This is a genomic window from Ruegeria sp. CDSC052 (assembly GCF_059610685.1).
The window spans coordinates 235,441-255,251 of the sequence record NZ_JBXWOB010000004.1 but is presented as its reverse complement, the minus strand read 5'-3'; the positions used below and the strand labels follow the sequence as shown (position 1 = coordinate 255,251).

The following is a 19,811-nucleotide window of genomic DNA, read 5'->3' as shown; positions in this document are numbered from 1 at the left end:
ATGGTGCTTTAAAACATGATATAAATCAATTCATTTTCAGAAATTTATCCCGGCCATCACCTCAATTACTAAAAATTTAGTTTGACACGCAGGAGGCAAATCGCTGATGCTGATCTTCATCCGGTCTGCGCCGGATCACATTATCTTTGGGAGGAAACAGATGCGGAGACATCTACTTTCCGCAGTGGCGGCGGCTGCCGTCATTGCGGGGCACGGTCCCGTTTGGGCCGACGAAGCCGCAGCACAACGCTGGATCGACGACGAATTCCAGCCATCAACCCTGTCGAAAGACGAACAGATGGCCGAGATGCAATGGTTCATCGAAGCTGCACAGCCTTACAATGGCATGGAAATCAACGTCCTGTCCGAAGGCATCCCTACGCACTCTTACGAATCTGAGGTTCTGACCAAGGCGTTCGAAGAAATTACCGGCATCAAGGTCAATCACCAGATTCTGGGTGAAGGCGAAGTAGTTCAAGCCGTTCAAACCCAGCTGCAAACAGGTCGGAACCTGTATGACGGCTACGTGAACGACAGTGACCTGATCGGCACCCACTCGCGTCTGCAGTTGGCGTATCCGCTGACCGACATGATGGGTGGCGACTGGGCGGGCACGACCTCTCCGACGCTGGATCTGGATGACTTCATGGGCATTCAGTTCACCACCGGTCCGGATGGCAAGCTGTATCAGCTGCCTGATCAGCAGTTTGCGAACCTCTACTGGTTCCGCAAGGACTGGTTCGACGATGAGGCAAACAAAGCCGCGTTCAAAGAGAAGTACGGCTATGATCTGGGCGTTCCGGTCAACTGGTCCGCTTACGAAGACATCGCCGATTTCTTTACCAACGATGTGAAAGAAGTCGACGGTACCGCGATCTATGGCCACATGGATTACGGCAAGCGCGCACCTGACCTGGGTTGGCGTATGACCGACGCGTGGCTGTCGATGGCTGGTGCTGGCGACAAGGGTGAGCCGAACGGCATCCCCGTTGACGAATGGGGCATCCGCATGGAAGCGGGCACCTGTAACCCTGTTGGCGCTTCTGTGTCGCGCGGCGGTGCTGCGAACGGTCCAGCTGCGGTCTATGCGATCCGCAAATGGGACGAATGGCTGCGCAACTATGCACCTCCAGGTGCCGCGTCTTATGACTTCTACCAGTCGCTGCCGGCGCTTAGTCAAGGCAACGTGGCCCAGCAAATCTTCTGGTACACCGCCTTTACCGCCGACATGGTGAAGCCGAAGTCCGAAGGCAACAACACCGTCGACGACGAAGGCACACCGCTTTGGCGGATGGCGCCGAGCCCGCATGGCCCCTATTGGGAAGATGGTCAGAAGGTTGGGTATCAGGACGTGGGATCCTGGACCTTCCTGAAGTCGACCCCTGCGGATCGTGCTCAGGCGGCTTGGCTGTATGCCCAGTTCGTGACATCCAAGACGGTCGACGTGAAGAAGTCCCATGTGGGTCTGACTTTCATTCGCGACAGCTCGGTCAACCACGAGTCGTTCACCGAACGCGCGCCCAAGCTGGGTGGTCTGGTCGAGTTCTATCGCTCACCTGACCGCGTGGCATGGTCGCCGACCGGCATCAACGTGCCGGATTATCCAAAGCTGGCCCAGATCTGGTGGCAGCAGATCGGTGACGTGAACTCGGGTGCCTTCACTCCGCAAGAAGCGATGGATCGTCTGGCCGAAGAGATGGACATCACAATGGGCCGGATGCAGGCCGCGGATGAAAGCGCCGGTGTCTACGGCGGTTGTGGTCCGCGCTTGAACGAGCCGCAGGATGCGTCCTTCTGGCTGGAAAAGCCGGGTTCGCCAAAAGCCAAGCTGGAGAACGAAAAGCCGCAAGGCCAGACCGTCAACTATGACGAACTGGTTCAGCGCTGGCAGTCCCAGTAAGCGTAAACTCGTAGGCCGGGCTCAGACCCGGCCTACCCCCAAATACCCCCAGAGAACACCAGATGATCGAACTTCAAGACGCGACCAAACGAGTCGGCAACGTCATCCATATCAAACCCACGAATCTGACGCTGCAAACAGGCCATTTCAATGTGTTACTGGGTGCCACCGGTTCCGGGAAAACATCACTGATCAAGATGATGGCCGGACTGGATCCGATCGCCGCAGGCAAGGTCCTGATGGACGGGCAGGACGTGACTCGGCTGAATACGCAGAAGCGTAAGATCAGTCTGGTGCACCAGTTTTTCGTCAATTACCCCCATATGAGCGTTTTCGACAACATTGCCTCGCCCCTGCGCGTAGCAGGCATGGCGAAAAGCGAAATCGAAGGCCGCGTGGAAGAGGCCGCTGATCTGCTGCAGCTGCGCCCGATGCTGCAGCGCCGCCCGCACGAGCTGTCGGGTGGACAACAACAACGCACCGCTTTGGCCCGCGCGATTGCCAAGGAAAGCCGGGCCGTGTTCCTTGATGAACCCCTTGCCAATCTGGACTACAAACTGCGCGAAGAGCTACGCGAGCAACTTCCTGATCTTTTTGCCGGACGCGGGGCCGTTGTGGTCTATGCGACTTCAGAACCGGAAGAAGCATTGCTGCTCGGTGGTCATACCGCTCTGATGGCAGACGGCCGGGTCACCCAATTTGGGCCAACCGCTGATATCTACCGCAATCCGGAAAACATCGCTGCCGCACGTGTGTTCTCGGATCCGCCCATCAACGTCGCGCATATCACCGTCTCGGGTGCGCAGGCGCAACTTGCAGGGGGCGGTGGATGGGCCGTCACCGGCATCGCAGACGGTGAATACACAGTTGCGGTACGCCCGCATCGCGTGACGCCATTCCGCACATCGGACGCAGATGTAGAACTGACCGGGCGTGTGATCGTGACCGAGCTATCCGGATCTGACTCCAGTGCGCATTTCCAACATGGGAACGACGCATGGGTTTCATTGGCGGCGGGCGTACATCCCTATCAGGTTGGCGAAGACCATAGTTTCTATATGAATCCGGCCCATTGCCGGTATTTCGGCCAAGACGGCAAAAGGGTGGCCTGACATGGCACAGATCAAGCTTTCAAACCTTCGACACAGCTATATGCCATCGCCGCAAGGCCCCGAGGATTATGCGCTGAAGGAAATCGACGTCACTTGGCGCGATGGTGGGGCCTATGCGCTGCTGGGGCCATCAGGCTGCGGCAAGTCTACGCTGCTGAACATCATCTCGGGCCTGCTGACACCCTCCGAGGGGCAGATCCTGTTTGATGACCGCGACGTGACCGCCCTGCCCCCTGATCAGCGCAACATTGCGCAGGTTTTTCAGTTTCCAGTGATCTACGACACGATGACCGTAGGCGAGAACCTAGCCTTTCCTCTGAAAAACCGGGGCGTTGACGCGGCAACCATCAAGCGGCGTGTTGATGAGATTGCCGAAATGCTGGATGTCGCGGATATGCTGGGCACCAAAGCCTCTGGCCTGAGCCCGGACAACAAGCAAAAAATCTCGATGGGGCGCGGACTAGTGCGCGATGACGTGAATGCGGTGATGTTTGATGAGCCGCTGACCGTGATCGACCCGCATCTGAAATGGAAACTGCGGTCCAAGTTGAAAGAGCTGCACCAGCGCGTAAAAGCCACAATGATCTACGTCACCCACGACCAGACCGAGGCGTTGACTTTTGCTGATGAAGTCGTGGTCATGCAGGATGGTGAAGTGGTTCAGATTGGTACGCCGGTTGAACTGTTCGAGCGGCCTCAGCATACATTCGTTGGTCACTTTATCGGCTCGCCCGGCATGAATGTCTTGCCCTGCGAGACCAAGGGCGATCGCGCTATTTTCGAAGGGCATGAGGTGGTCTTGGAAGGTCCGACCCATGGTGAAGGTGGTCGCACCGATCTAGGAATACGCCCGGAATATGTAGGCTTCGGCCAATCCGGCATACCGGCACATGTCACCAAAGTAGCCGATATCGGGCGCCATTACGTGGTCAGTGCCATGGTTGGGAACACACCGATCAAGGCCGTCACCGAACACAATGCGCCCGAACAAGGCTCGGTGGTCTTTCTGCAATTCAAACCCGAGCAGTCCCGCGTCTATCGCGACGGCTGGATCGCAACGCAGGAGCGGGCCCAATGAGAACAATAAACCAAAGAGCATGGTTCTTTGTCCTGCCGGTTCTGGCACTGGTTGCGTTCAACGCGCTGGTGCCAATGATGACGGTAGTCAACTACTCGGTGCAGGAGACCTTCGGCAATAACCAGTTCTTCTGGGAAGGGCTGGGATGGTTCGAACAAATCCTGCGCTCCGACCGTTTTCAGGCCGCTTTGGGGCGACAGTTCCTGTTTACCTTCATGATCCTGATCATCGAGGTGCCGCTGGGCATCATTGTTGCCCTGTCGATGCCGCGCAAAGGCTTTTGGGTGCCGGTCTGTCTGGTCCTGATGGCTCTGCCGATGCTCATCCCCTGGAACGTAGTCGGCTCGATGTGGAACATCTTTACCCTGCCAAAAATCGGCCTGCTGGGGTATTTTCTGAATGACGTGCTGGGCATCAATTATGACATGACACAGCAGCCATTGTCGGCCTGGATCACTGTCATCATCATGGATGTCTGGCACTGGACTTCGCTGGTGGTTCTACTGTGCTATGCGGGCCTGGTTTCGATCCCGGACGCCTATTATCAGGCGGCCAAGATCGACGGTGCAAGCCCGTGGTCAGTGTTCCGGTATATCCAGTTACCCAAGATGAAGACGGTTCTGACAATCGCCATCCTGCTGCGGTTCATGGACAGTTTCAATATCTACACCGAACCCTTCGTTTTGACTGGCGGGGGTCCCGGAAACTCGACCACCTTACTGTCGATCGATCTTGTAAAGATCGCACTGGGACAGTTCGACCTTGGCCCTGCGGCTGCGATGAGCTTGATCTATTTCGCCATCACACTGCTGGTCTCATGGGTCTTCTACACTCTGATGACAAAGGATGACGCCGAATGAAAAAGCGCTCCCTCATCCCGATCCTCTATATCGCGTTCCTGATGTTGCCGATCTATTGGCTAGTGGCGATGTCCTTCAAGACCACGAACGAGATCCTGTCGGGCTTTTCTCTGTTCCCGCAGACCTTTACGCTGGAAAATTACATCACGATCTTCACAGACCCGACGTGGTATTGGGGCTACATCAACTCGATCACCTATGTGACGCTGAACACGGTACTTTCCGTCTGTGTAGCCCTGCCAGCGGCCTATGCGTTCTCACGCTATCGGTTCCTAGGGGACAAGCAGTTGTTCTTCTGGCTGCTGACCAACCGGATGGCACCGGCTGCTGTGTTCGCCTTGCCGTTCTTTCAGCTCTATTCGTCAATTCAGTTGTTTGACACCTATCTGGCGGTGGCGCTGGCGCATACGCTGTTCAACGTGCCGCTAGCGGTGTGGATTTTGGAAGGGTTCATGCGTGGCATCCCCAAAGAGTTGGACGAAACCGCTTATGTGGACGGGTATTCCTTTCCGCGCTTTTTCGTCACGATATTCCTGCCAAATATCAAAGCGGGTGTAGGCGTCGCGGCATTCTTCTGCTTCATGTTCTCATGGGTCGAAATGCTGTTGGCCAAGACTCTGACAGCGGTCGAGGCCAAACCCATCGCTGCCGTAATGACCCGAACCGCGTCCAGCGCCGGGTACGAATTGGGCCTGCTGGCCGCCGCCGGGACGCTGACCATCATCCCCGGCGCCATCGTCATCTGGTTTGTCCGCAACTACATCGCGCGTGGTTTCGCGATGGGGCGTGTATGAGGTTCGATATGCGTAAACTGCTTTTGATCCCCTTTCTGATCCCCGGTTCGGCCTTGGCGCAAGCACAGGCCGGGTGGGGAAGTGTGGGTCAGCCCGAAGAAAAAGAGTTTTCCTGGACTGCGCCCTTGTGGCCGGATTTCTGGATGGCGTGGACACCGGCGACCCTGGCCGTATTTGTCGGCATCTTTTCAGCCATCGCGCTGATCGGTCTGCTGGAAGGGTTCAAATACCGCGACGGGATTGAACGGCGCGGCGTTCTGGGCTTGACCACCACATTGGGCGACCGGCTGTTCATCACATTGCTTGGGGCAGCTTACATTTTTCTGGCCTGGTTAGGGCTAGTCGGGCAACCGGTCTGGACACCGCTGTTTCTGTCCATCGGCTGGGGCGTTTTCGTGTTCTGGAAAGTTTAAGCTTTGCGAAACCATCAAAGGATGCTTGTCTGTCAGGCACAGGTAAAATGACGGCACTGGGATCAATGCGAAAGAAAAAGACGACAAACCTGCTGACCGAGGTCGAACTGGAGTTCATGAACGAACTCTGGGCTCTGGGTCAGGGCTCGGTGCGTGATGTACTGGACCGGCTGCCACCAGATCGGAACCTGGCCTATACGTCAGGGGCCACAATCCTTCGCATTCTTGACGAAAAAGGCTTTGTAGAAAGTCGCAAAAACGGCAAGACCCTAAGTTATACGCCGCTTCTGGAGAAGGATAGGTATCAGGCGCGTTCACTGCAGAACCTGTCACGAACCCTGTTCGATGACACACCAGCCACGCTGGTTGCACGGTTGGTAGATGACGCCGGTCTGAGCGAGGCAGATCTTGAGGATATTCGGGCACTGGTAGAGAGGAGACTGCAAAATGACAGCGGTTAAACCGGTTCTCGACGCATTTCTCGAACTGAATCTGGTTCTTGCCCTAGCGGCTATTGTATGGATCGCGGCAAGATACTTGGTTTCAATGACGCAGATGCGACACGGGTTTGTTGCACAGCTACGCGCATTGAAAATTCTGTGTCTTTGCGTCCTGCTCAGCCCCCTTTTGGCAATCGGGGCTGGTTTGGTCATGGCGATGTATTCCGTTGAAGGCGGGGTCGCCATTGGGGATCTTGCCGTTGCCGCCTATCTGCGTGGCGATATCGCCATGCCCGCCACCCAGTTCGAGGCCCTGCTCAATACCCGGCAAAGGTGGATCGAACAGACCCTTTCAGGCGAAAACCCGATTATTTCGGCAATCTTGGTGGTAATGGCGCTCTATTCTGCGGTCTGCATCCTGCGCATTATCCGTGACGGGTTGGCAATCCGAGGCATTGTTCGCTCCAGCTATCTGTGGCGAAGCTCGGAAAAGGTCGATATCCGCCTGTCCGACCGGGTCACAGTCCCCTTCGCCGTTCGCGGTTTGTGGCGCAGGCATGTGGTATTGCCCAGCCATCTGCTCAACACCCCCAGCGATATGCGGTTTGCCCTTGCACACGAGCTGCAACATGTCAGGGCTGCCGATGTTGAATGGGAACTGGGGTTCGAGCTTTTGCGGCCGTTCCTGTTCTGGAACCCGGCATATCTGATTCTCAAGTTTCAATTCGATCGGCTGCGCGAGCTGGCCTGCGATCAATCCGTCGTTTCGCGCCGTGGAATCAACGCGGTCAAATACACGTCCTGCCTGCTGAACTATTGCTCCAATTCAGTACTGCGCGGCAGCCCGCGTGTATTGAACGTGGCATTGGTTAAAGGGGGCAAGGCCAAACGCGTCTTGCGTCAACGTGTGATCGCCCTGGCAGATGCCCCTGCAATCCAACCCACAATGCCCCCTCTGTTCTTTGCCTTAAGCGCGGCTTTTGCTGTGATATTGGCGTTAGGCGCTGCGTCATTGCAGCCTGTAGACGACTGGAGCCATGACAGGTTGATGTTGTCGACCGTTGTGAACCTTGAACGGTTGGAAGCCCGCAATCAGGGCAACTGACCCTTATTCGTGGGAAATATTCTCGAAGGATCTGCAGCGCGACGCACATTCTTGCAGCGAAGCCAATCCGCGTTTGCAGAAGAAAGAAATCGCAGGTTGCTTGGTGAAACAGGCTGAGTGGCGGTGCTGTCAGGCAAATTCGAACCAGTCTCAGTCTACCTCAGAAAGCTGAAAATTAGGCGAAACTAAATTGGCTCCACGCCGAAAGGGCGGCAGTTCAACTGAGTTTGAACTTGTCGCGTGAGTAAAGCTGCCGTTCATGATTGAAGTGACAATGGACGGAAGTGTCGTCTGCGGCAAAATTTTGCAAACATCACATTTGCCGGAGGCAGAGCATCGCACGTTCTTTTCGCCGCCGGAAGATGGGAATACTCAGCAAGATTGTTCTTCCAACGGTCGGTTTCTTGCCTTGAGGCATTTCCTATGACTTTCATCGCCGCGTCGTAAGAGTGCGACTTGTCAGTGACGACGAAACCCTGACTGGCCCCATCGTTTCATCGCTTTCTTCATGTGTAAAAGGGCCGCAACACGATCACGGCGCTTCGTGAAATAGATTTCCAGCACCTCGCCTTCATGGTCGGCTACCCGCCACAGGTGATATAGCTTGCCGTTGATCTTCAACAATAACCTTATTTAAATGCCGCCACCAGTTCGCGAAACATCGCATCCGATTTATGCGTTTTCGGCTAATTTCTGCGGCACAGATAGGGCCAAACCTATTCAACCAGAATCGAACATACACGATCACTGCTAGACGAATGATCTCAGGGTTGGTTTTGAAGCAACAAAAAAGTGAGCGTTTTTGTCATCAAGCGAAGCTACGAAACTGCCCTGCCTGTCTCAAGCCAATTTCCCCTGCACCACCCGTTCAAATGTTCAGGGCTTGCGGATCGAATGGCACAAGAATCTCCTGATTTTCTGTACCTCGGATCAAAAGTTGGTTTCCCAGAGTTTCAACTGCAATCACCCTGGCTCCACTACACCAACGAAGCGCCCCGATTACATGTGTAACCTCAACTTGGCGATCGGGGTTTAGATGAATGACGCCGTGATCGTTCGGGAAACTATTTTCGACATTTCCTAGGATGGGCGAAGCGGCCCCCTCCTCAACCCCAAGGCAGGCGAAGTGGCGGCTCGACCAAGGAGCATAATATCGACCACCGTTCGAATGCCACAACATCGTCATCGGCAAGGCCTGAGCCGATTTAAGCGACAGGAACATGTCGCCCTCCACGGGGCGAGTTACCGCGGTCCAACCCAATTTCTCTTCAGGCGAATCCAATCCAACAACAAAGTCTTCACTCTGTGGAGACCATGGGTAGATTGACAGATTCACTTCGCGGTCTTTCCCGGGAAAAGACGCCAACGTTTGGCTTTCAGCCGGATATCTAAGCGCTGAATAGCCTAATGCCGGATCAACTTCCTGTTCAACCTTAGGCGTTCTCCAACACTGCTTTCGAGAGGTATGAATGATCCCGCCATTGGGCAAGGATACATTTGCGTGATTTGCAACCGGCATCGTGCCGTCGCCACCAATGAAAGTGTGACGCTGGTAGACGAATGGATGCTCAGGATGCAGTGTAATCTCTTTTTGCAGCCTAGCTCCATAAACCGTTCTGTCGAGCTCAGCGCGCAAATAGCTGTCGGTCTTTTCTTCTAGTCTCCAACGAGAGTTAGCTGGCCACCCATGCAGCGGCGATATCCCCTCAGTTGACCCGAATGGGGCGCAGAAGAAATCACCGCCGAGTTTTTCCAAATGAGGTGCTATACCTTCGGGCATAACTTCGTCTGTGCCGACCCAAGGTGCGCGATGTAGTGGTGAAATCTCAGCGTCACCGTCGTACACACTGAAACTCTCGATCAACCCCAACTGCAAATCGAATGAAAGCCGGATGCCTGTTGCGGACAGCTCGATCACAAACCACTCCTAGCCCAAAAAGTCATTCCACCAATACCATGACGCGACCATTACCTACTCTGGTTTCGTAGGTGCGAAGATCTTCGCATACGGGCGCCCTCAAAGCTTTGCCCGTGCGATAGTCGAATAGCCCATTATGCTTGGGGCACTCTATCTCGTTGTCCATCACCAGCCCGTCCGACAAGTGCACTTGTTCGTGTGTACAGAGGCCGTCGGTGCAATAGAACTCATTGTCCAAACTGCGAACAATCAAGTAGGTTCTACCGTCGTGGTCCCAACGAATGAGATCTTCTTCCTCAACATCGTCTACGGCGCATGCGTCAACCCAAGGCATTACGTTCCTCCTCGATCACCGATTTCTAACCCCGTGTTTCTCTCCGGAACTGCCAAGTGAAAATGTTCCCGATATGGGCGGGCCGTCGGTGGGAGAGACTTTCGTATGGCGTAACTCGGGTCAACACGCTGCTTCATGACGGAACCCATCATTTCTTTGTAGCCGTCCCAAATCGAAGTATTCGGCGGCGGCAGATCATCCTTGATCAGATCATGAAGCGTTGGAAGAGAGTAATACGGAACCATCGGGAACATGTGATGCTCAATATGGTAATTCATGTTCCAGTAAACCCAACGGCTTATCGGGTTCATATAAAGTGTACGTGAATTTAAACGGTGATCAAGAACGTTCTCCGCAAGCCCTCCATGCTGAAGCAACCCCGTCATTACAAAATGCCAACACCCATAGACCCGAGGACCTCCGATCAAGAGTATAGGGATCAGGGATTTCCATGCGGCCCCGGAGACAAGCAAAACAAATGAAATCAACAAGACGGCAACGTAGATTGCAATGTGAATCCGCGCCCAAAAGACCGCCTTGGGCCATTGGCTTTCCGGAATGTAATCCCGCTCTTCTTGCGACAAGTTTCCCATCGCATTTCGCGTCAGAACTTTGAGCGAAGTCCACGTTTCAACAATCCCCACAAACGCAAGCGCTTTCAGGACGAGGCTGATCGGGTGCATCCACGCTATTTCCGGATCGCGGCCAACAATGAGTGTATCGGTGTGATGCCGAGCGTGGCTCCAGCGCCAATTGACCGGGTTTCGCATAATCTGGAAGGACGCGATGTGGTACACGACGTCGTTCATCCAGCGGGTTCGAAACGCCGTTCCGTGTCCGCATTCGTGCCAACGGCTATCGCAGGCCGAACCATACACGACACCGTATGCAAACCAGAAAGGCACGCAAAGCCAGCTACCCCAGAAGTACAGCCCGCTAGCCGCAAATACAAAGTGCAAAGCGATCCAGATCACTGTGTCACGAATGGCCGGCGCATCCCTGCGCTTCATAAGCGATTTCAGCTTCTTACGAGGAACATCGCTGTGGTACCACTCTGCGGCCGACAGACCGTTTTCTATCGCTTGACGCGTATTCGCACCAGTCAGGGAATAATCCCGAACAGTGAGTTCAGAGCCAATGGGTATGGTCGACTTACTCATTTCCCCTTTCTCCATCGCTCACAGCGCCACCCGCTTCTTCGTTGACTATAGCAAAGGCGCCTGAATTTTGACTTCGCTAATTGGGCGGCGTAGAGCTCGCCCGTGTTACAAGCTCTACGGGAAGCGCTGATTTCATTGGAAGCGCTTTGCCAGTGTTCGCCAACTGGCCCAGCAAAACCTCTGCCGCACGGCGTCCCAGTTGGTGTCGGTCCTGTCGGATTGTTGTCAGAGCCGGAACATAAGATCCTGACATTTCAATATCGTCGAAACCAACAACCGAAATGTCACCGGGCACCTTCAACCCACCCGCGACCAGCCCAGAAATCAACCCAAAGGCAACCATATCCGCAGCGCAGAACACCGCCGTTGGGCGCTCATCCATCGCAAGTATTCGTCTGGCGGCCTCATGTCCGGATTCCAGCGAAAAGTCGCCTCTGATAATCCACTCGGGCCGCGCTGGAAGCCCCAAGCGTGTCCGTTCTTCGACCACGCCCTTACGCCGAGCGGTCGTCAGAACATTCCCGTCGGGACCGGTAACATGCGCGATTTTTTTGTGGCCCAAATCATGCAGGTGCCTGATCGCCAATCGCGCACCTTCGGCGTTGTCGCTGGAAATCACCGGAAAGGCCTCGCCTTCCACCCATTCACACAAAAATACTATGCGGTCGCCCGCGCCGTATGTGACGCATTGCTGAAGTGCGGTCGAAGGAATGCCACCATCCAAAGAGATTGCGCCATCTATCCGGCCGTCTCGAAAGTACCCGGCAAGAGTTTCTTCCTGCAGCGGATTGCTTTCGGTATCGGCAATCAGAACTGCATAGTCCGAGCCCGCAAACCCCTCACTGATACCGGCAAGTATGCCCGAATAGAAAGGTTTGCCGAGGTTGGGAACAAGGATCAGTACGGCCCCCGCCCTTTTCATCCGCAGGTTTCGGGCTGCCTGATTAACGCGATATCCCGTCTCGCGAATAGCTTCCAAAACAGCAACACGTGTTGATTTTGACACCAGATCGGGATTGGACAGAACACGACTGACAGTGGCTGTCGACACCTGCGAAACACGTGCGACGTCCTGTATTGTGGCGGGTTTGGGTATCTTGCTCATTGCTTGGCAGTCGATTTCTGGCTTGACTCGAATCTCATGTGATGCCGATTATGTAATCGATTACACAATTTGGAAAGTAGGTTTTTCCCATAATGTAATCGATTGCAGTAACGATTTCGCCAAACGAGGGAAACTGATGGCATCCGAATTCAAACGCAACAAAAGCCAGGTTCTTTGATGGTTTCGAAGGTCACATTCGACTTTGCCGGGGCAAAGGTCCTGGTGATCGGTGCCAGCCGAGCCGGCATTGGTGCCGCTATTGCAAGAGAATTTCAGGACTCGGGTGCCACAGTGGAGATTACCGGTGTGGAACCGCAATGCGTCGAAGAGGACGCCGCCCGGTTTGACTACATTCAACTGGATGTAACCGACACCGACGAAGTCTACAATTTCGCAAGCACACGCGACCATATTGACGTCTTGGTAAACTGTGCGGCGGTGACTCGACGCGGTGAAGAAATGGCACCTGAGTTCTTTTCCCACGTGCTGGACGTAAATCTAACAGGGTCTTTTCGCTGCGCCGAAGCGCTGCACCCTGCCCTTTCGGTTGCGAAAGGGCGCGTCATAAATGTTGCCTCCATGTATGCGCGCTTTGGTTCACCGCTCAACCCAGCCTATGGCGCGTCAAAAGCCGGCGTGGAACAACTAACAAAATCACTGGCGATTGCGTGGGCCAAAGACGGTATTCGGGTGAACGCGATCGCGCCCGGGTTCATCGTGACCGAGCAATCGGCGAAAGCCCGAAAAGACGCCAGTTTCTCAACAGCTGTAGAAGCACGCACACCCTTGGCACGCTGGGGTCACCCAGAAGATATCGCTGGAACAGCCTTGTTTCTCGCATCCGATGCGGCAGCCTTTGTGACCGGTGCCTGCGTGATCGTGGACGGAGGGTATTCGGTTGTTTGACAGGAGTGCACGATGAGTGACTTCGCAAAAATCCGCGCTGCGGTGATCGGAACTGGCTTCATAGGAACAGTGCACGTTCAGGCGCTTCGGCGTCTGGGCGTGGACGTAAGAGGTGTTCTTGGGTCATCGCCAGAGCGCGGAAGGGAACGAGCGCGGGCAATGAGCGTAGCCCGGGCTTATGACTCTCTGGAGGATCTGTTGGCGGATGAAAACATCGATATAGTGCACGTAACGACCCCTAACCACGCACACTATCCGCAAGTGAAATCGATCCTAGCTGCGGGCAAACACGTCATCTGCGAGAAACCACTTGCCATGACGTCCGTAGAAAGCGCCGAGATGGTCGACCTAGCCAAGGCTTCTGGCAAGGTTGCAGCGGTTTGTTACAACATTCGCTTTTATCCGCTGAACCAACAAGCCCACGGCATGGTAATGGCCGGGGATCTGGGTGATATCCGTTTTGTTACCGGGCACTACCATCAGGACTGGCTTGCCAAACCTAGCGACTGGAACTGGCGGCTAGAAAGCGAAATGGGCGGCGCGCTGCGATCAGTTGGTGACATCGGAACGCACTGGGTTGACCTGACCAGCTTCGTCACCGGGTTGAAGGCGACCTCTGTCTTTGCTGAGCTGACAACCTTCCTTCCGGAACGCCAGAAACCTCTTGGCCCGGTTGAGACATTTACCAGCGGAACCGGCGAAACCGAAACTGTGCATATCGACACCGACGATGCTGCGATGATCCTTATCCGATATGAGAACGGAGCGCGGGCCGTGATGAGCACATCCCAGGTGAACATGGGTCGAAAGAACTCGTTGCAATGGGACATCGCCGGAGCAAATGCCAGTGCGGCTTGGGACAGTGAAACTCCTGATCATCTGTTCATTGGGCATCGTGACGCGCCCAACCAGACCCTGATGCGTGACTTCACCTTGATGAACAGTCCGGGGATCGCAGCCGCCACCTTGCCGCCCGGGCATGTCGAAGGGTTCGCAGATTCATTCTTCAACTTTTTCCGGGCGGTCTATGCCGACGTCATCGCGGGCGGGCGGCAACAAGGCAGCACATGGGCCACATTTGAGGACGGCCACTACGAGATGCAGTTCTGCGATGCAGTCGTGAAGTCGGCGAGTGAGAGCCGCTGGGTCGATTTGAGCGAGATTTGAGGGCGATGACATGAAACTGGGCTTACTGACTGCACCATTCGAAAACTCTCAATTGACTGAGGTGGCGGCCTGGGCCGGTTCCAATGGGTTTTCGGCGATGGAGGTCGCCTGCTGGCCATCGTCAGGTGGCGAACAACGGCGCTATGCGGGAACCAGCCACATCAACGTAGATGGCCTTTCTGCGGATCAGGGCACTGAAATTGTTGGGCAACTCGGCGATCAGGGGGTCGAGATTTCGGGTCTGGGGTACTATCCCAATCCGCTCCACGCCGATGAAGAGCATCGGGTTGAAGTTATTGGACATCTTAACAAAGTAATCACCGCCGCCGGTGTTATGGGCATCAAAGTTGTCAACACATTTGTCGGCGGAGATCGCACTCTGCATCTAGACGCGAACTGGGAGCGTGCCACTGAAATTTTCGATCCGATCGTGAAGCATGCACAAAACTCTGGTGTGCGTCTGTGCTTTGAGAACTGCCCGATGATCTTCAGCTATGACGAATGGCCCGGGGGTCACAACATTGCTTACTCGCCAAGAATCTGGCGGCGGATTTTTGAAGAATGGGGCGATGCGGTTGGCATGAACTTCGATCCTTCACATCTGATCTGGCAGTTCATCGATCAGACACGGTTCATCAAGGAGTTCGGTCCTCACATGGCTCATGTCCATGCCAAAGACGTGATGGTTGATGAGGACGGGCTTTATGAGAACGGTGTGATGTCTACCGGCATGGGATGGCAAATCCCACGGCTTTGCGGGCTGGGCGATGTGGACTGGTCCGGTTTCTTTTCCGGCCTGTACCGCGCCGGATACGACGGTCCGATCATTATCGAACATGAAGACAGATTGTTCGAAGGGACTGACGAAAAGGTCAAGCGGGGTTTTCTGCTGGCCCGGGATGTCCTGTCACCATTCATCAAGTGAAGAAATTATCAAATTTGAAATGACTAAAACTGGGAGGAAACTAAAATGAAGAACCTACTTTATGGTGTTGCTGCTCTTGCAGTTTCAGCGTCTCTTTCAACTGTGGCGATGGCTGACGGGCACAAGCAATACACAATCGGAGTGTCCAACACCGTTCAAGGTAATGGTTGGCGCGAACAGATGATTTGCGCCATGCGTGCGCAAGCTCTGGTCGAAGCCGATGTGACGAACCTGATCGTTGCGCATCGCAACACCGATTCAGCCGGGCAACTGGAAGACATCAACAACCTCATCGAAGCGGGTGTAGACGCCATCGTGCTGAACCCATCCAACCCGGATGCTCTGAATTCGGCACTGGAAAAAGCAATGGCGCAAGATATCGTCATTGTTGCCGTGGATGCCGGTGTTTCGGCTGAAGGCGCCTACATTCTTTCGAACAATCAAGAAGAATACGCCTATCTTGGCGCCAAGTGGTTATTTGAACAGCTCGGTGGCAAAGGTGACGTTGTCTATATGCGAGGCATTGCTGGCGTATCAGCCGATACTGACCGCGACAACGGCTTTAAACGCGCGTTGGCAGAACACCCCGATATCAATGTGGTGCATGAAGTTTTCACCGGCTGGCAGCAAGACCAGGGTAAGCAACAGATCTTTGATTACCTGGCCACCGGCATCCCGTTTGACGGTGTCTGGACCAGCGGCATCGACAATGTAATTGTCGACGCGTTCACTGAATCCGGCGCTCCCCTGGTTCCAATCGTCGGCGCAGACAACGCAGGATTTGTTCAATATCTGACCGAGGTTGAAGGATTGAACGGCGCGGCCGTGACAAATCCTGGCTCAGTCGGCGGCGCAGGCATTGCTCTGGCTGTCGACATTCTTAACGGCAAGGCACCTGAGAACAAAACCGTTCTTGTAGATCCTGTGCTTTGGGAGAATGCGACGGACGCAGGCCGTGAAACGATCACAGCGGCTCAGAATCCTAACCTTGACCCAGAGTGGCCCGTATCAGTGACCGTTCCCGGCTGGACCGATTACACGATGGAACAAATCATCGACTGTAAGGGACCCGGCGAGGGCTGATCCGAATTGACTGGCCTTCCGCCTTTAGCTGGGCGGAAGGCAAATCCAACCTACTCGGTATTCAAGGACTTCCATGAGCAGCACACCACTTCTCGACGCGTCTGACGTGGCCAAAAGTTTTGGCGCCGTACGTGCGTTGACCAATGCGCACCTCACGGTTGCTGAAGGCGAGATCGTCGCCTTGATGGGCGCAAATGGTGCTGGCAAGTCCACTTTCGTCAAGATCATTACCGGTGCCCTTAAACCCGACACTGGACAGGTATTGATCAGAGGCAAACAAGCGTTTGTCGGAAGCCCCGCCGAGGCGCGCCGTTCCGGTTTGGTGCCGGTTTATCAAGAACCCTCACTCATTCCTGATCTCGACGTATCCGACAATCTTCGGCTGACAGACACACCTGTCGATCAGTTTCAAAACTGGGTTACAGAACTTGGTATCGAAGGTCTGAAACTATCGGCAATGATTGGCGACCTGCCACTTGCTACACTGCGCATCCTTGATCTGGCGCGCGCGCTGGCTGTTGAACCAGATGTCCTCTTGCTGGACGAAATGACCGCGGCGCTGCCGGCGGATCTGGTTGAACGCGTATTGAAGACCGTAAGGCGCAAAGCAAATGACGGGATGGGTGTGATCTATGTTTCTCACCGTTTCACCGAGATTTCGGAACTGTGCGATCGGGCCACTGTGTTGCGGGATGGCATGTCTGTCGGAGATCTCGACATTGAACCCGGCGTAGAAGAACGCGTGGTCGAATTGATGCTGGGTCAGAAGATTGACATTGGAACACGTCAGATCCTTCGAGCAAATGAACCACAGGCTAAGACACCGCGCCTGAGCATTAAGTCACTGGCTTTTGAGCCCAGTTTTTCGGATGTTTCGTTCGACTTATTCCCCGGCGAGGTCCTAGGGGTGGTCGCGCTTGAGGGTCAGGGGCAGGATGAACTGTTTGAGGTTCTTGCGGGCTTTGATCGCCCGTCTTCAGGATCGATGGAAGTTGATGGAAAGCCCGTAAACTTCGCCCACCCCGCCGACACCATTGCCGTCGGGATAACTTTCGTTCCGGGCGATCGTTCAGACGCTCTGCTGGCGCAAAGGTCAGTTAAAGAAAACATCGCTCTGCCATTTTCTGCCCGGCTCAAGAACTGGGGACCAATAAAACTGCGGCATGAGCGCGATCGGGTCGCTTATGCGGTCGAGAAACTGCAGATCGACACACGCGCGCAGGGCGAGGTGCAAAGGCTTTCAGGTGGCAACCAACAGAAAGTCACCATTGGTCGCTGGCTCGCGACAGGTGTCGAAACCCTGCTTCTATTCGATCCGACCCGTGGCATCGATGTGCGCACAAAACGCCAGATTTACCCGCTTGTCCGTGAGTTGGCAGATCAAGGAGCGGCGGTTCTATTCTACACGTCCGAGTTGGAAGAAATCCCACTTGCCTGTGACCGCGCGGTCGTAATCTTCAACGGTCGTGTGGTTGATGTGATTGATGCCGCTGACGCGGATGAACAAACACTGATGCGTGCGGCCTATGGCCTGACCGAGACGGAGGGCGCGGCGTGAGCGTGGCCATCCGAAAACACGCATGGGTCATGGGGTTAGCGATTCTTCTCATGGTCCTTTTGACCATCACAAAATTGATACAGCCAACTTTCGGTGCGTCAGGACTGGAGAGTATTGCCCGCGCCGCCCTGCCCTTTGCTTTCGCAACCGCCGGTATGGCCATCGTCGTAATTGTCGGCGGTATCGACCTGTCTGTTGCGTCTATGATGGCGGTCTGTGCTGTGACTGCAGCCGTTCTGATGGAGCGCATGGCCGGTGTACCGGCCTTGTTTATCGTGTTGGGGGTCGGGTTTTTGATGGGGTTGATCAATGGTCTTTTGATCGTTGTAACGCGCGTGCCCGACATCGTTGTGACACTCGCCATGCTGTTTGTCTGGGAAGGCGTCGCGCTGTTGATACTTGAGACACCGGGCGGCGCGACTGCAGATTGGCTGGAACAGGCAATACGCGGTCAGTTTCTATTCGACGGGCTGCCTAAGGCATTGCTCATCGTTGCCTTTGGCATCGCTGTTGTCTGGTTGCCGATCCGGCGCTCCAAACTCGGGCTCTCGATTTACGCCACCGGATCAGACGAGCTTGCCGCCTTCCGTTCTGGTGTTTCAGTGGGAAGAACAAAGATAGCAGCCTATGCGCTATGCGGGCTGTTTTGTGCCATGGGCGGTCTAAGCCTCGCTGCGCTGACCGGGATTGGAGAGCCGGTACCGGGGCCATATCTTATGGCCTCGGTCGCGGCCGTAGTTCTGGGCGGTGTCGTGCTGGGCGGTGGCAAAGGCGGTCTGCTTGGGCCGATCATCGCGGTGTTCATTTTGCGGATCATTCGAACGATCCTGACATTGCTTGCCGTCGATCCAAACGTGACCACGATTATCGAAGGCACAATTATGGTTCTCGTCGTTATGCTGGGCACGGCGGCTTCATTGAAGGGAGCCCGCCGATGAGCATGGACACCACAGATCTGCCGATGGTCCGCTTTGGCCGTTATCTGCGAGACAACCCGATCATCCCGCTATTGGTCTTCCTTGTCCTGATGATCGCTGTGCTCGAAATATTGCGGCCAGGTATCGTAACCCCGGTCCGAGCGGGTCGGGATGGGCTGATCTCTACTTTTTGGGTTGGCAACCTGATCAAGTTTGCAATTCCGTTGGCGATGCTTGCGGCTTGTCAGGTTCTAACAATGCTAACCGCAGGAATAGATCTCTCGGTCGGGGTAGTTGCCACCGTGTCAGCCTTCGTTTGCGCAACACTTAGTGCGATTTGGGGCGTGACACCTGCAGTATTGATCGCGCTGTCAGCTGGCCTAGTTGTGGGCGTTGTAAATGGCATCGGCGTGGGATTGGTCCGGGTCCATCCATTGATCATGACCCTAGGAACAGGGTTAATCGCCACCGGATGTCTTCAGGTCTATCAACGCCTCGTCATCAATGCTGGCACCGAAATTCCCGCCTTCCTTGCCTGGCTCGGAACCGGCCGCACCGCAGGAATGCCGAACGGCCTTTTTGTATTCATCCCGTTTGCGCTCTTTATCCTGTGGCTCATGCGCTATACAGGATTTGGTCGGCTTCTGTTCGCCCTAGGCTCCAATGAGCAGGCCGCTAAGCTGTCCGGGGTCCGAGCATGGCAGGTCTATCTGGGGCTCTACGTGCTTTCAAGTTTGATCGCTGCGCTGGCTGGCTTGCTCTATCTCGGCATGATCCGTCAAACTTCGCTGAGCCTTGCCAACCCCTTATTGTTACCCTCTGTCGCTGCGGCGGTGATCGGCGGCACATCAATCTTCGGAGGTCGTGGCAGTTTCGCAGGTGCGATTGTGGGCGCACTTATTCTGCGTGTGCTGGATACTATGCTAACATTGATGCAAATGCCGGAAGGTGCGCGCACGGCCCTGTTTGGGCTGATCATTCTTGCAGTTACCGCACTCTACGTCAGGATCACCGGCACGCGCTAAAGGGAGTTTCC

19 protein-coding genes and 1 pseudogene are annotated in these 19,811 nt (G+C 55.0%); 15 read left to right on the top strand and 5 right to left on the bottom strand.

What is annotated here, in order from left to right; genetic code table 11:
• The first annotated feature begins 160 nt into the window (after window positions 1–160).
• The 8 genes from AC2FIM_RS10175 to AC2FIM_RS10140 all read left to right on the top strand — a co-directional run bounded on the left by AC2FIM_RS10175 (window position 161) and on the right by AC2FIM_RS10140 (window position 7,702).
• Complete coding sequence (locus tag AC2FIM_RS10175) at window positions 161–1,900, top strand: ABC transporter substrate-binding protein (protein ID WP_271946219.1); 1,740 nt, start codon at window positions 161–163, stop codon at window positions 1,898–1,900.
• A 62-nt stretch (window positions 1,901–1,962) separates the two neighbouring features.
• Entirely contained in the window at window positions 1,963–3,012 is a 1,050-nt protein-coding gene (locus AC2FIM_RS10170; RefSeq protein WP_142634705.1) for an ABC transporter ATP-binding protein, read from the top strand.
• Window position 3,013: 1 nt separating this feature from the next.
• A complete protein-coding gene (locus AC2FIM_RS10165; protein ID WP_496677318.1) occupies window positions 3,014–4,090 on the top strand; it encodes an ABC transporter ATP-binding protein in 1,077 nt (358 codons plus the stop codon).
• Window positions 4,087–4,950, top strand: coding sequence for a carbohydrate ABC transporter permease (locus AC2FIM_RS10160; RefSeq protein ID WP_142634709.1), 864 nt, complete (start codon window positions 4,087–4,089; stop codon window positions 4,948–4,950). Before AC2FIM_RS10165 ends, AC2FIM_RS10160 begins: the two co-directional genes overlap by 4 nt.
• Complete coding sequence (locus AC2FIM_RS10155; RefSeq protein WP_142634711.1) at window positions 4,947–5,744, top strand: carbohydrate ABC transporter permease; 798 nt, start codon at window positions 4,947–4,949, stop codon at window positions 5,742–5,744. The genes AC2FIM_RS10160 and AC2FIM_RS10155 overlap by 4 nt, the downstream gene beginning before the upstream one ends.
• Window positions 5,745–5,752: 8 nt before the next feature.
• The gene (locus AC2FIM_RS10150) at window positions 5,753–6,157 is read left to right on the top strand and encodes a DUF2160 domain-containing protein (RefSeq protein WP_142634713.1); all 405 of its coding nucleotides are present in this window, start codon (window positions 5,753–5,755) and stop codon (window positions 6,155–6,157) included.
• A gap of 65 nt (window positions 6,158–6,222) precedes the next feature.
• Entirely contained in the window at window positions 6,223–6,618 is a 396-nt protein-coding gene (locus AC2FIM_RS10145) for a BlaI/MecI/CopY family transcriptional regulator (protein ID WP_142634715.1), read from the top strand.
• A complete protein-coding gene (locus tag AC2FIM_RS10140; RefSeq protein WP_271946208.1) occupies window positions 6,605–7,702 on the top strand; it encodes a M56 family metallopeptidase in 1,098 nt (365 codons plus the stop codon). Before AC2FIM_RS10145 ends, AC2FIM_RS10140 begins: the two co-directional genes overlap by 14 nt.
• 217 nt (window positions 7,703–7,919) lie before the next feature.
• Here AC2FIM_RS10140 and AC2FIM_RS10135 read toward each other — a convergent pair.
• The 5 genes and pseudogenes from AC2FIM_RS10135 to AC2FIM_RS10115 form a co-directional block, all read right to left on the bottom strand.
• Window positions 7,920–8,465, bottom strand: a pseudogene (locus AC2FIM_RS10135) (DDE-type integrase/transposase/recombinase).
• Window positions 8,466–8,570: 105 nt separating this feature from the next.
• On the bottom strand, window positions 8,571–9,620 hold the full coding sequence (locus AC2FIM_RS10130; protein WP_271946207.1) for a hypothetical protein: 1,050 nt from the start codon (window positions 9,618–9,620) through the stop codon (window positions 8,571–8,573).
• Between the two features lie 22 nt (window positions 9,621–9,642).
• Window positions 9,643–9,954 (bottom strand): MocE family 2Fe-2S type ferredoxin, encoded by a 312-nt coding sequence (locus AC2FIM_RS10125; RefSeq protein WP_271946204.1) that lies wholly within the window; start codon window positions 9,952–9,954, stop codon window positions 9,643–9,645.
• A complete protein-coding gene (locus AC2FIM_RS10120; RefSeq protein ID WP_271946201.1) occupies window positions 9,954–11,114 on the bottom strand; it encodes a fatty acid desaturase family protein in 1,161 nt (386 codons plus the stop codon). Before AC2FIM_RS10120 ends, AC2FIM_RS10125 begins: the two co-directional genes overlap by 1 nt.
• A 76-nt stretch (window positions 11,115–11,190) precedes the next feature.
• Complete coding sequence (locus AC2FIM_RS10115; protein ID WP_271946198.1) at window positions 11,191–12,219, bottom strand: LacI family DNA-binding transcriptional regulator; 1,029 nt, start codon at window positions 12,217–12,219, stop codon at window positions 11,191–11,193.
• A gap of 177 nt (window positions 12,220–12,396) precedes the next feature.
• Between AC2FIM_RS10115 and AC2FIM_RS10110 the strand changes: the two genes are divergently transcribed.
• The 7 genes from AC2FIM_RS10110 to AC2FIM_RS10080 all read left to right on the top strand — a co-directional run bounded on the left by AC2FIM_RS10110 (window position 12,397) and on the right by AC2FIM_RS10080 (window position 19,800).
• A complete protein-coding gene (locus AC2FIM_RS10110; protein ID WP_281972355.1) occupies window positions 12,397–13,125 on the top strand; it encodes an SDR family NAD(P)-dependent oxidoreductase in 729 nt (242 codons plus the stop codon).
• 12 nt (window positions 13,126–13,137) lie between these two features.
• A complete protein-coding gene (locus tag AC2FIM_RS10105) occupies window positions 13,138–14,292 on the top strand; it encodes a Gfo/Idh/MocA family protein (protein ID WP_281972356.1) in 1,155 nt (384 codons plus the stop codon).
• Between the two features lie 10 nt (window positions 14,293–14,302).
• Window positions 14,303–15,217 (top strand): sugar phosphate isomerase/epimerase family protein, encoded by a 915-nt coding sequence (locus AC2FIM_RS10100; protein WP_496677329.1) that lies wholly within the window; start codon window positions 14,303–14,305, stop codon window positions 15,215–15,217.
• 45 nt (window positions 15,218–15,262) lie between these two features.
• Window positions 15,263–16,300, top strand: coding sequence for an ABC transporter substrate-binding protein (locus AC2FIM_RS10095; protein WP_142634734.1), 1,038 nt, complete (start codon window positions 15,263–15,265; stop codon window positions 16,298–16,300).
• A gap of 73 nt (window positions 16,301–16,373) precedes the next feature.
• On the top strand, window positions 16,374–17,858 hold the full coding sequence (locus tag AC2FIM_RS10090) for a sugar ABC transporter ATP-binding protein (protein WP_496677332.1): 1,485 nt from the start codon (window positions 16,374–16,376) through the stop codon (window positions 17,856–17,858).
• A 74-nt stretch (window positions 17,859–17,932) separates the two neighbouring features.
• Window positions 17,933–18,796 carry an ABC transporter permease gene (locus AC2FIM_RS10085; RefSeq protein ID WP_281972358.1) on the top strand — a complete coding sequence of 288 codons (864 nt, stop codon included), beginning with the start codon at window positions 17,933–17,935 and terminating at the stop codon, window positions 18,794–18,796.
• Window positions 18,793–19,800, top strand: a complete 1,008-nt coding sequence (locus tag AC2FIM_RS10080; protein WP_199528455.1) for an ABC transporter permease — start codon at window positions 18,793–18,795, stop codon at window positions 19,798–19,800. The genes AC2FIM_RS10085 and AC2FIM_RS10080 overlap by 4 nt, the downstream gene beginning before the upstream one ends.
• Window positions 19,801–19,811: the final 11 nt, after the last annotated feature.

Bases quoted from the DNA above. Each gene is read 5' to 3' on its own strand.
- AC2FIM_RS10175 (WP_271946219.1), top strand. From the start codon at position 161: ATGCGGAGACATCTACTTTCCGCAGTGGCGGCGGCTGCCGTCATTGCG.
- AC2FIM_RS10170 (WP_142634705.1), top strand. From the start codon at position 1,963: ATGATCGAACTTCAAGACGCGACCAAACGAGTCGGCAACGTCATCCAT.
- AC2FIM_RS10165 (WP_496677318.1), top strand. From the start codon at position 3,014: ATGGCACAGATCAAGCTTTCAAACCTTCGACACAGCTATATGCCATCG.
- AC2FIM_RS10160 (WP_142634709.1), top strand. From the start codon at position 4,087: ATGAGAACAATAAACCAAAGAGCATGGTTCTTTGTCCTGCCGGTTCTG.
- AC2FIM_RS10155 (WP_142634711.1), top strand. From the start codon at position 4,947: ATGAAAAAGCGCTCCCTCATCCCGATCCTCTATATCGCGTTCCTGATG.
- AC2FIM_RS10150 (WP_142634713.1), top strand. From the start codon at position 5,753: ATGCGTAAACTGCTTTTGATCCCCTTTCTGATCCCCGGTTCGGCCTTG.
- AC2FIM_RS10145 (WP_142634715.1), top strand. From the start codon at position 6,223: ATGCGAAAGAAAAAGACGACAAACCTGCTGACCGAGGTCGAACTGGAG.
- AC2FIM_RS10140 (WP_271946208.1), top strand. From the start codon at position 6,605: ATGACAGCGGTTAAACCGGTTCTCGACGCATTTCTCGAACTGAATCTG.
- AC2FIM_RS10125 (WP_271946204.1), bottom strand. From the start codon at position 9,954: ATGCCTTGGGTTGACGCATGCGCCGTAGACGATGTTGAGGAAGAAGAT.
- AC2FIM_RS10120 (WP_271946201.1), bottom strand. From the start codon at position 11,114: ATGAGTAAGTCGACCATACCCATTGGCTCTGAACTCACTGTTCGGGAT.
- AC2FIM_RS10115 (WP_271946198.1), bottom strand. From the start codon at position 12,219: ATGAGCAAGATACCCAAACCCGCCACAATACAGGACGTCGCACGTGTT.
- AC2FIM_RS10110 (WP_281972355.1), top strand. From the start codon at position 12,397: ATGGTTTCGAAGGTCACATTCGACTTTGCCGGGGCAAAGGTCCTGGTG.
- AC2FIM_RS10105 (WP_281972356.1), top strand. From the start codon at position 13,138: ATGAGTGACTTCGCAAAAATCCGCGCTGCGGTGATCGGAACTGGCTTC.
- AC2FIM_RS10100 (WP_496677329.1), top strand. From the start codon at position 14,303: ATGAAACTGGGCTTACTGACTGCACCATTCGAAAACTCTCAATTGACT.
- AC2FIM_RS10095 (WP_142634734.1), top strand. From the start codon at position 15,263: ATGAAGAACCTACTTTATGGTGTTGCTGCTCTTGCAGTTTCAGCGTCT.
- AC2FIM_RS10090 (WP_496677332.1), top strand. From the start codon at position 16,374: ATGAGCAGCACACCACTTCTCGACGCGTCTGACGTGGCCAAAAGTTTT.
- AC2FIM_RS10080 (WP_199528455.1), top strand. From the start codon at position 18,793: ATGAGCATGGACACCACAGATCTGCCGATGGTCCGCTTTGGCCGTTAT.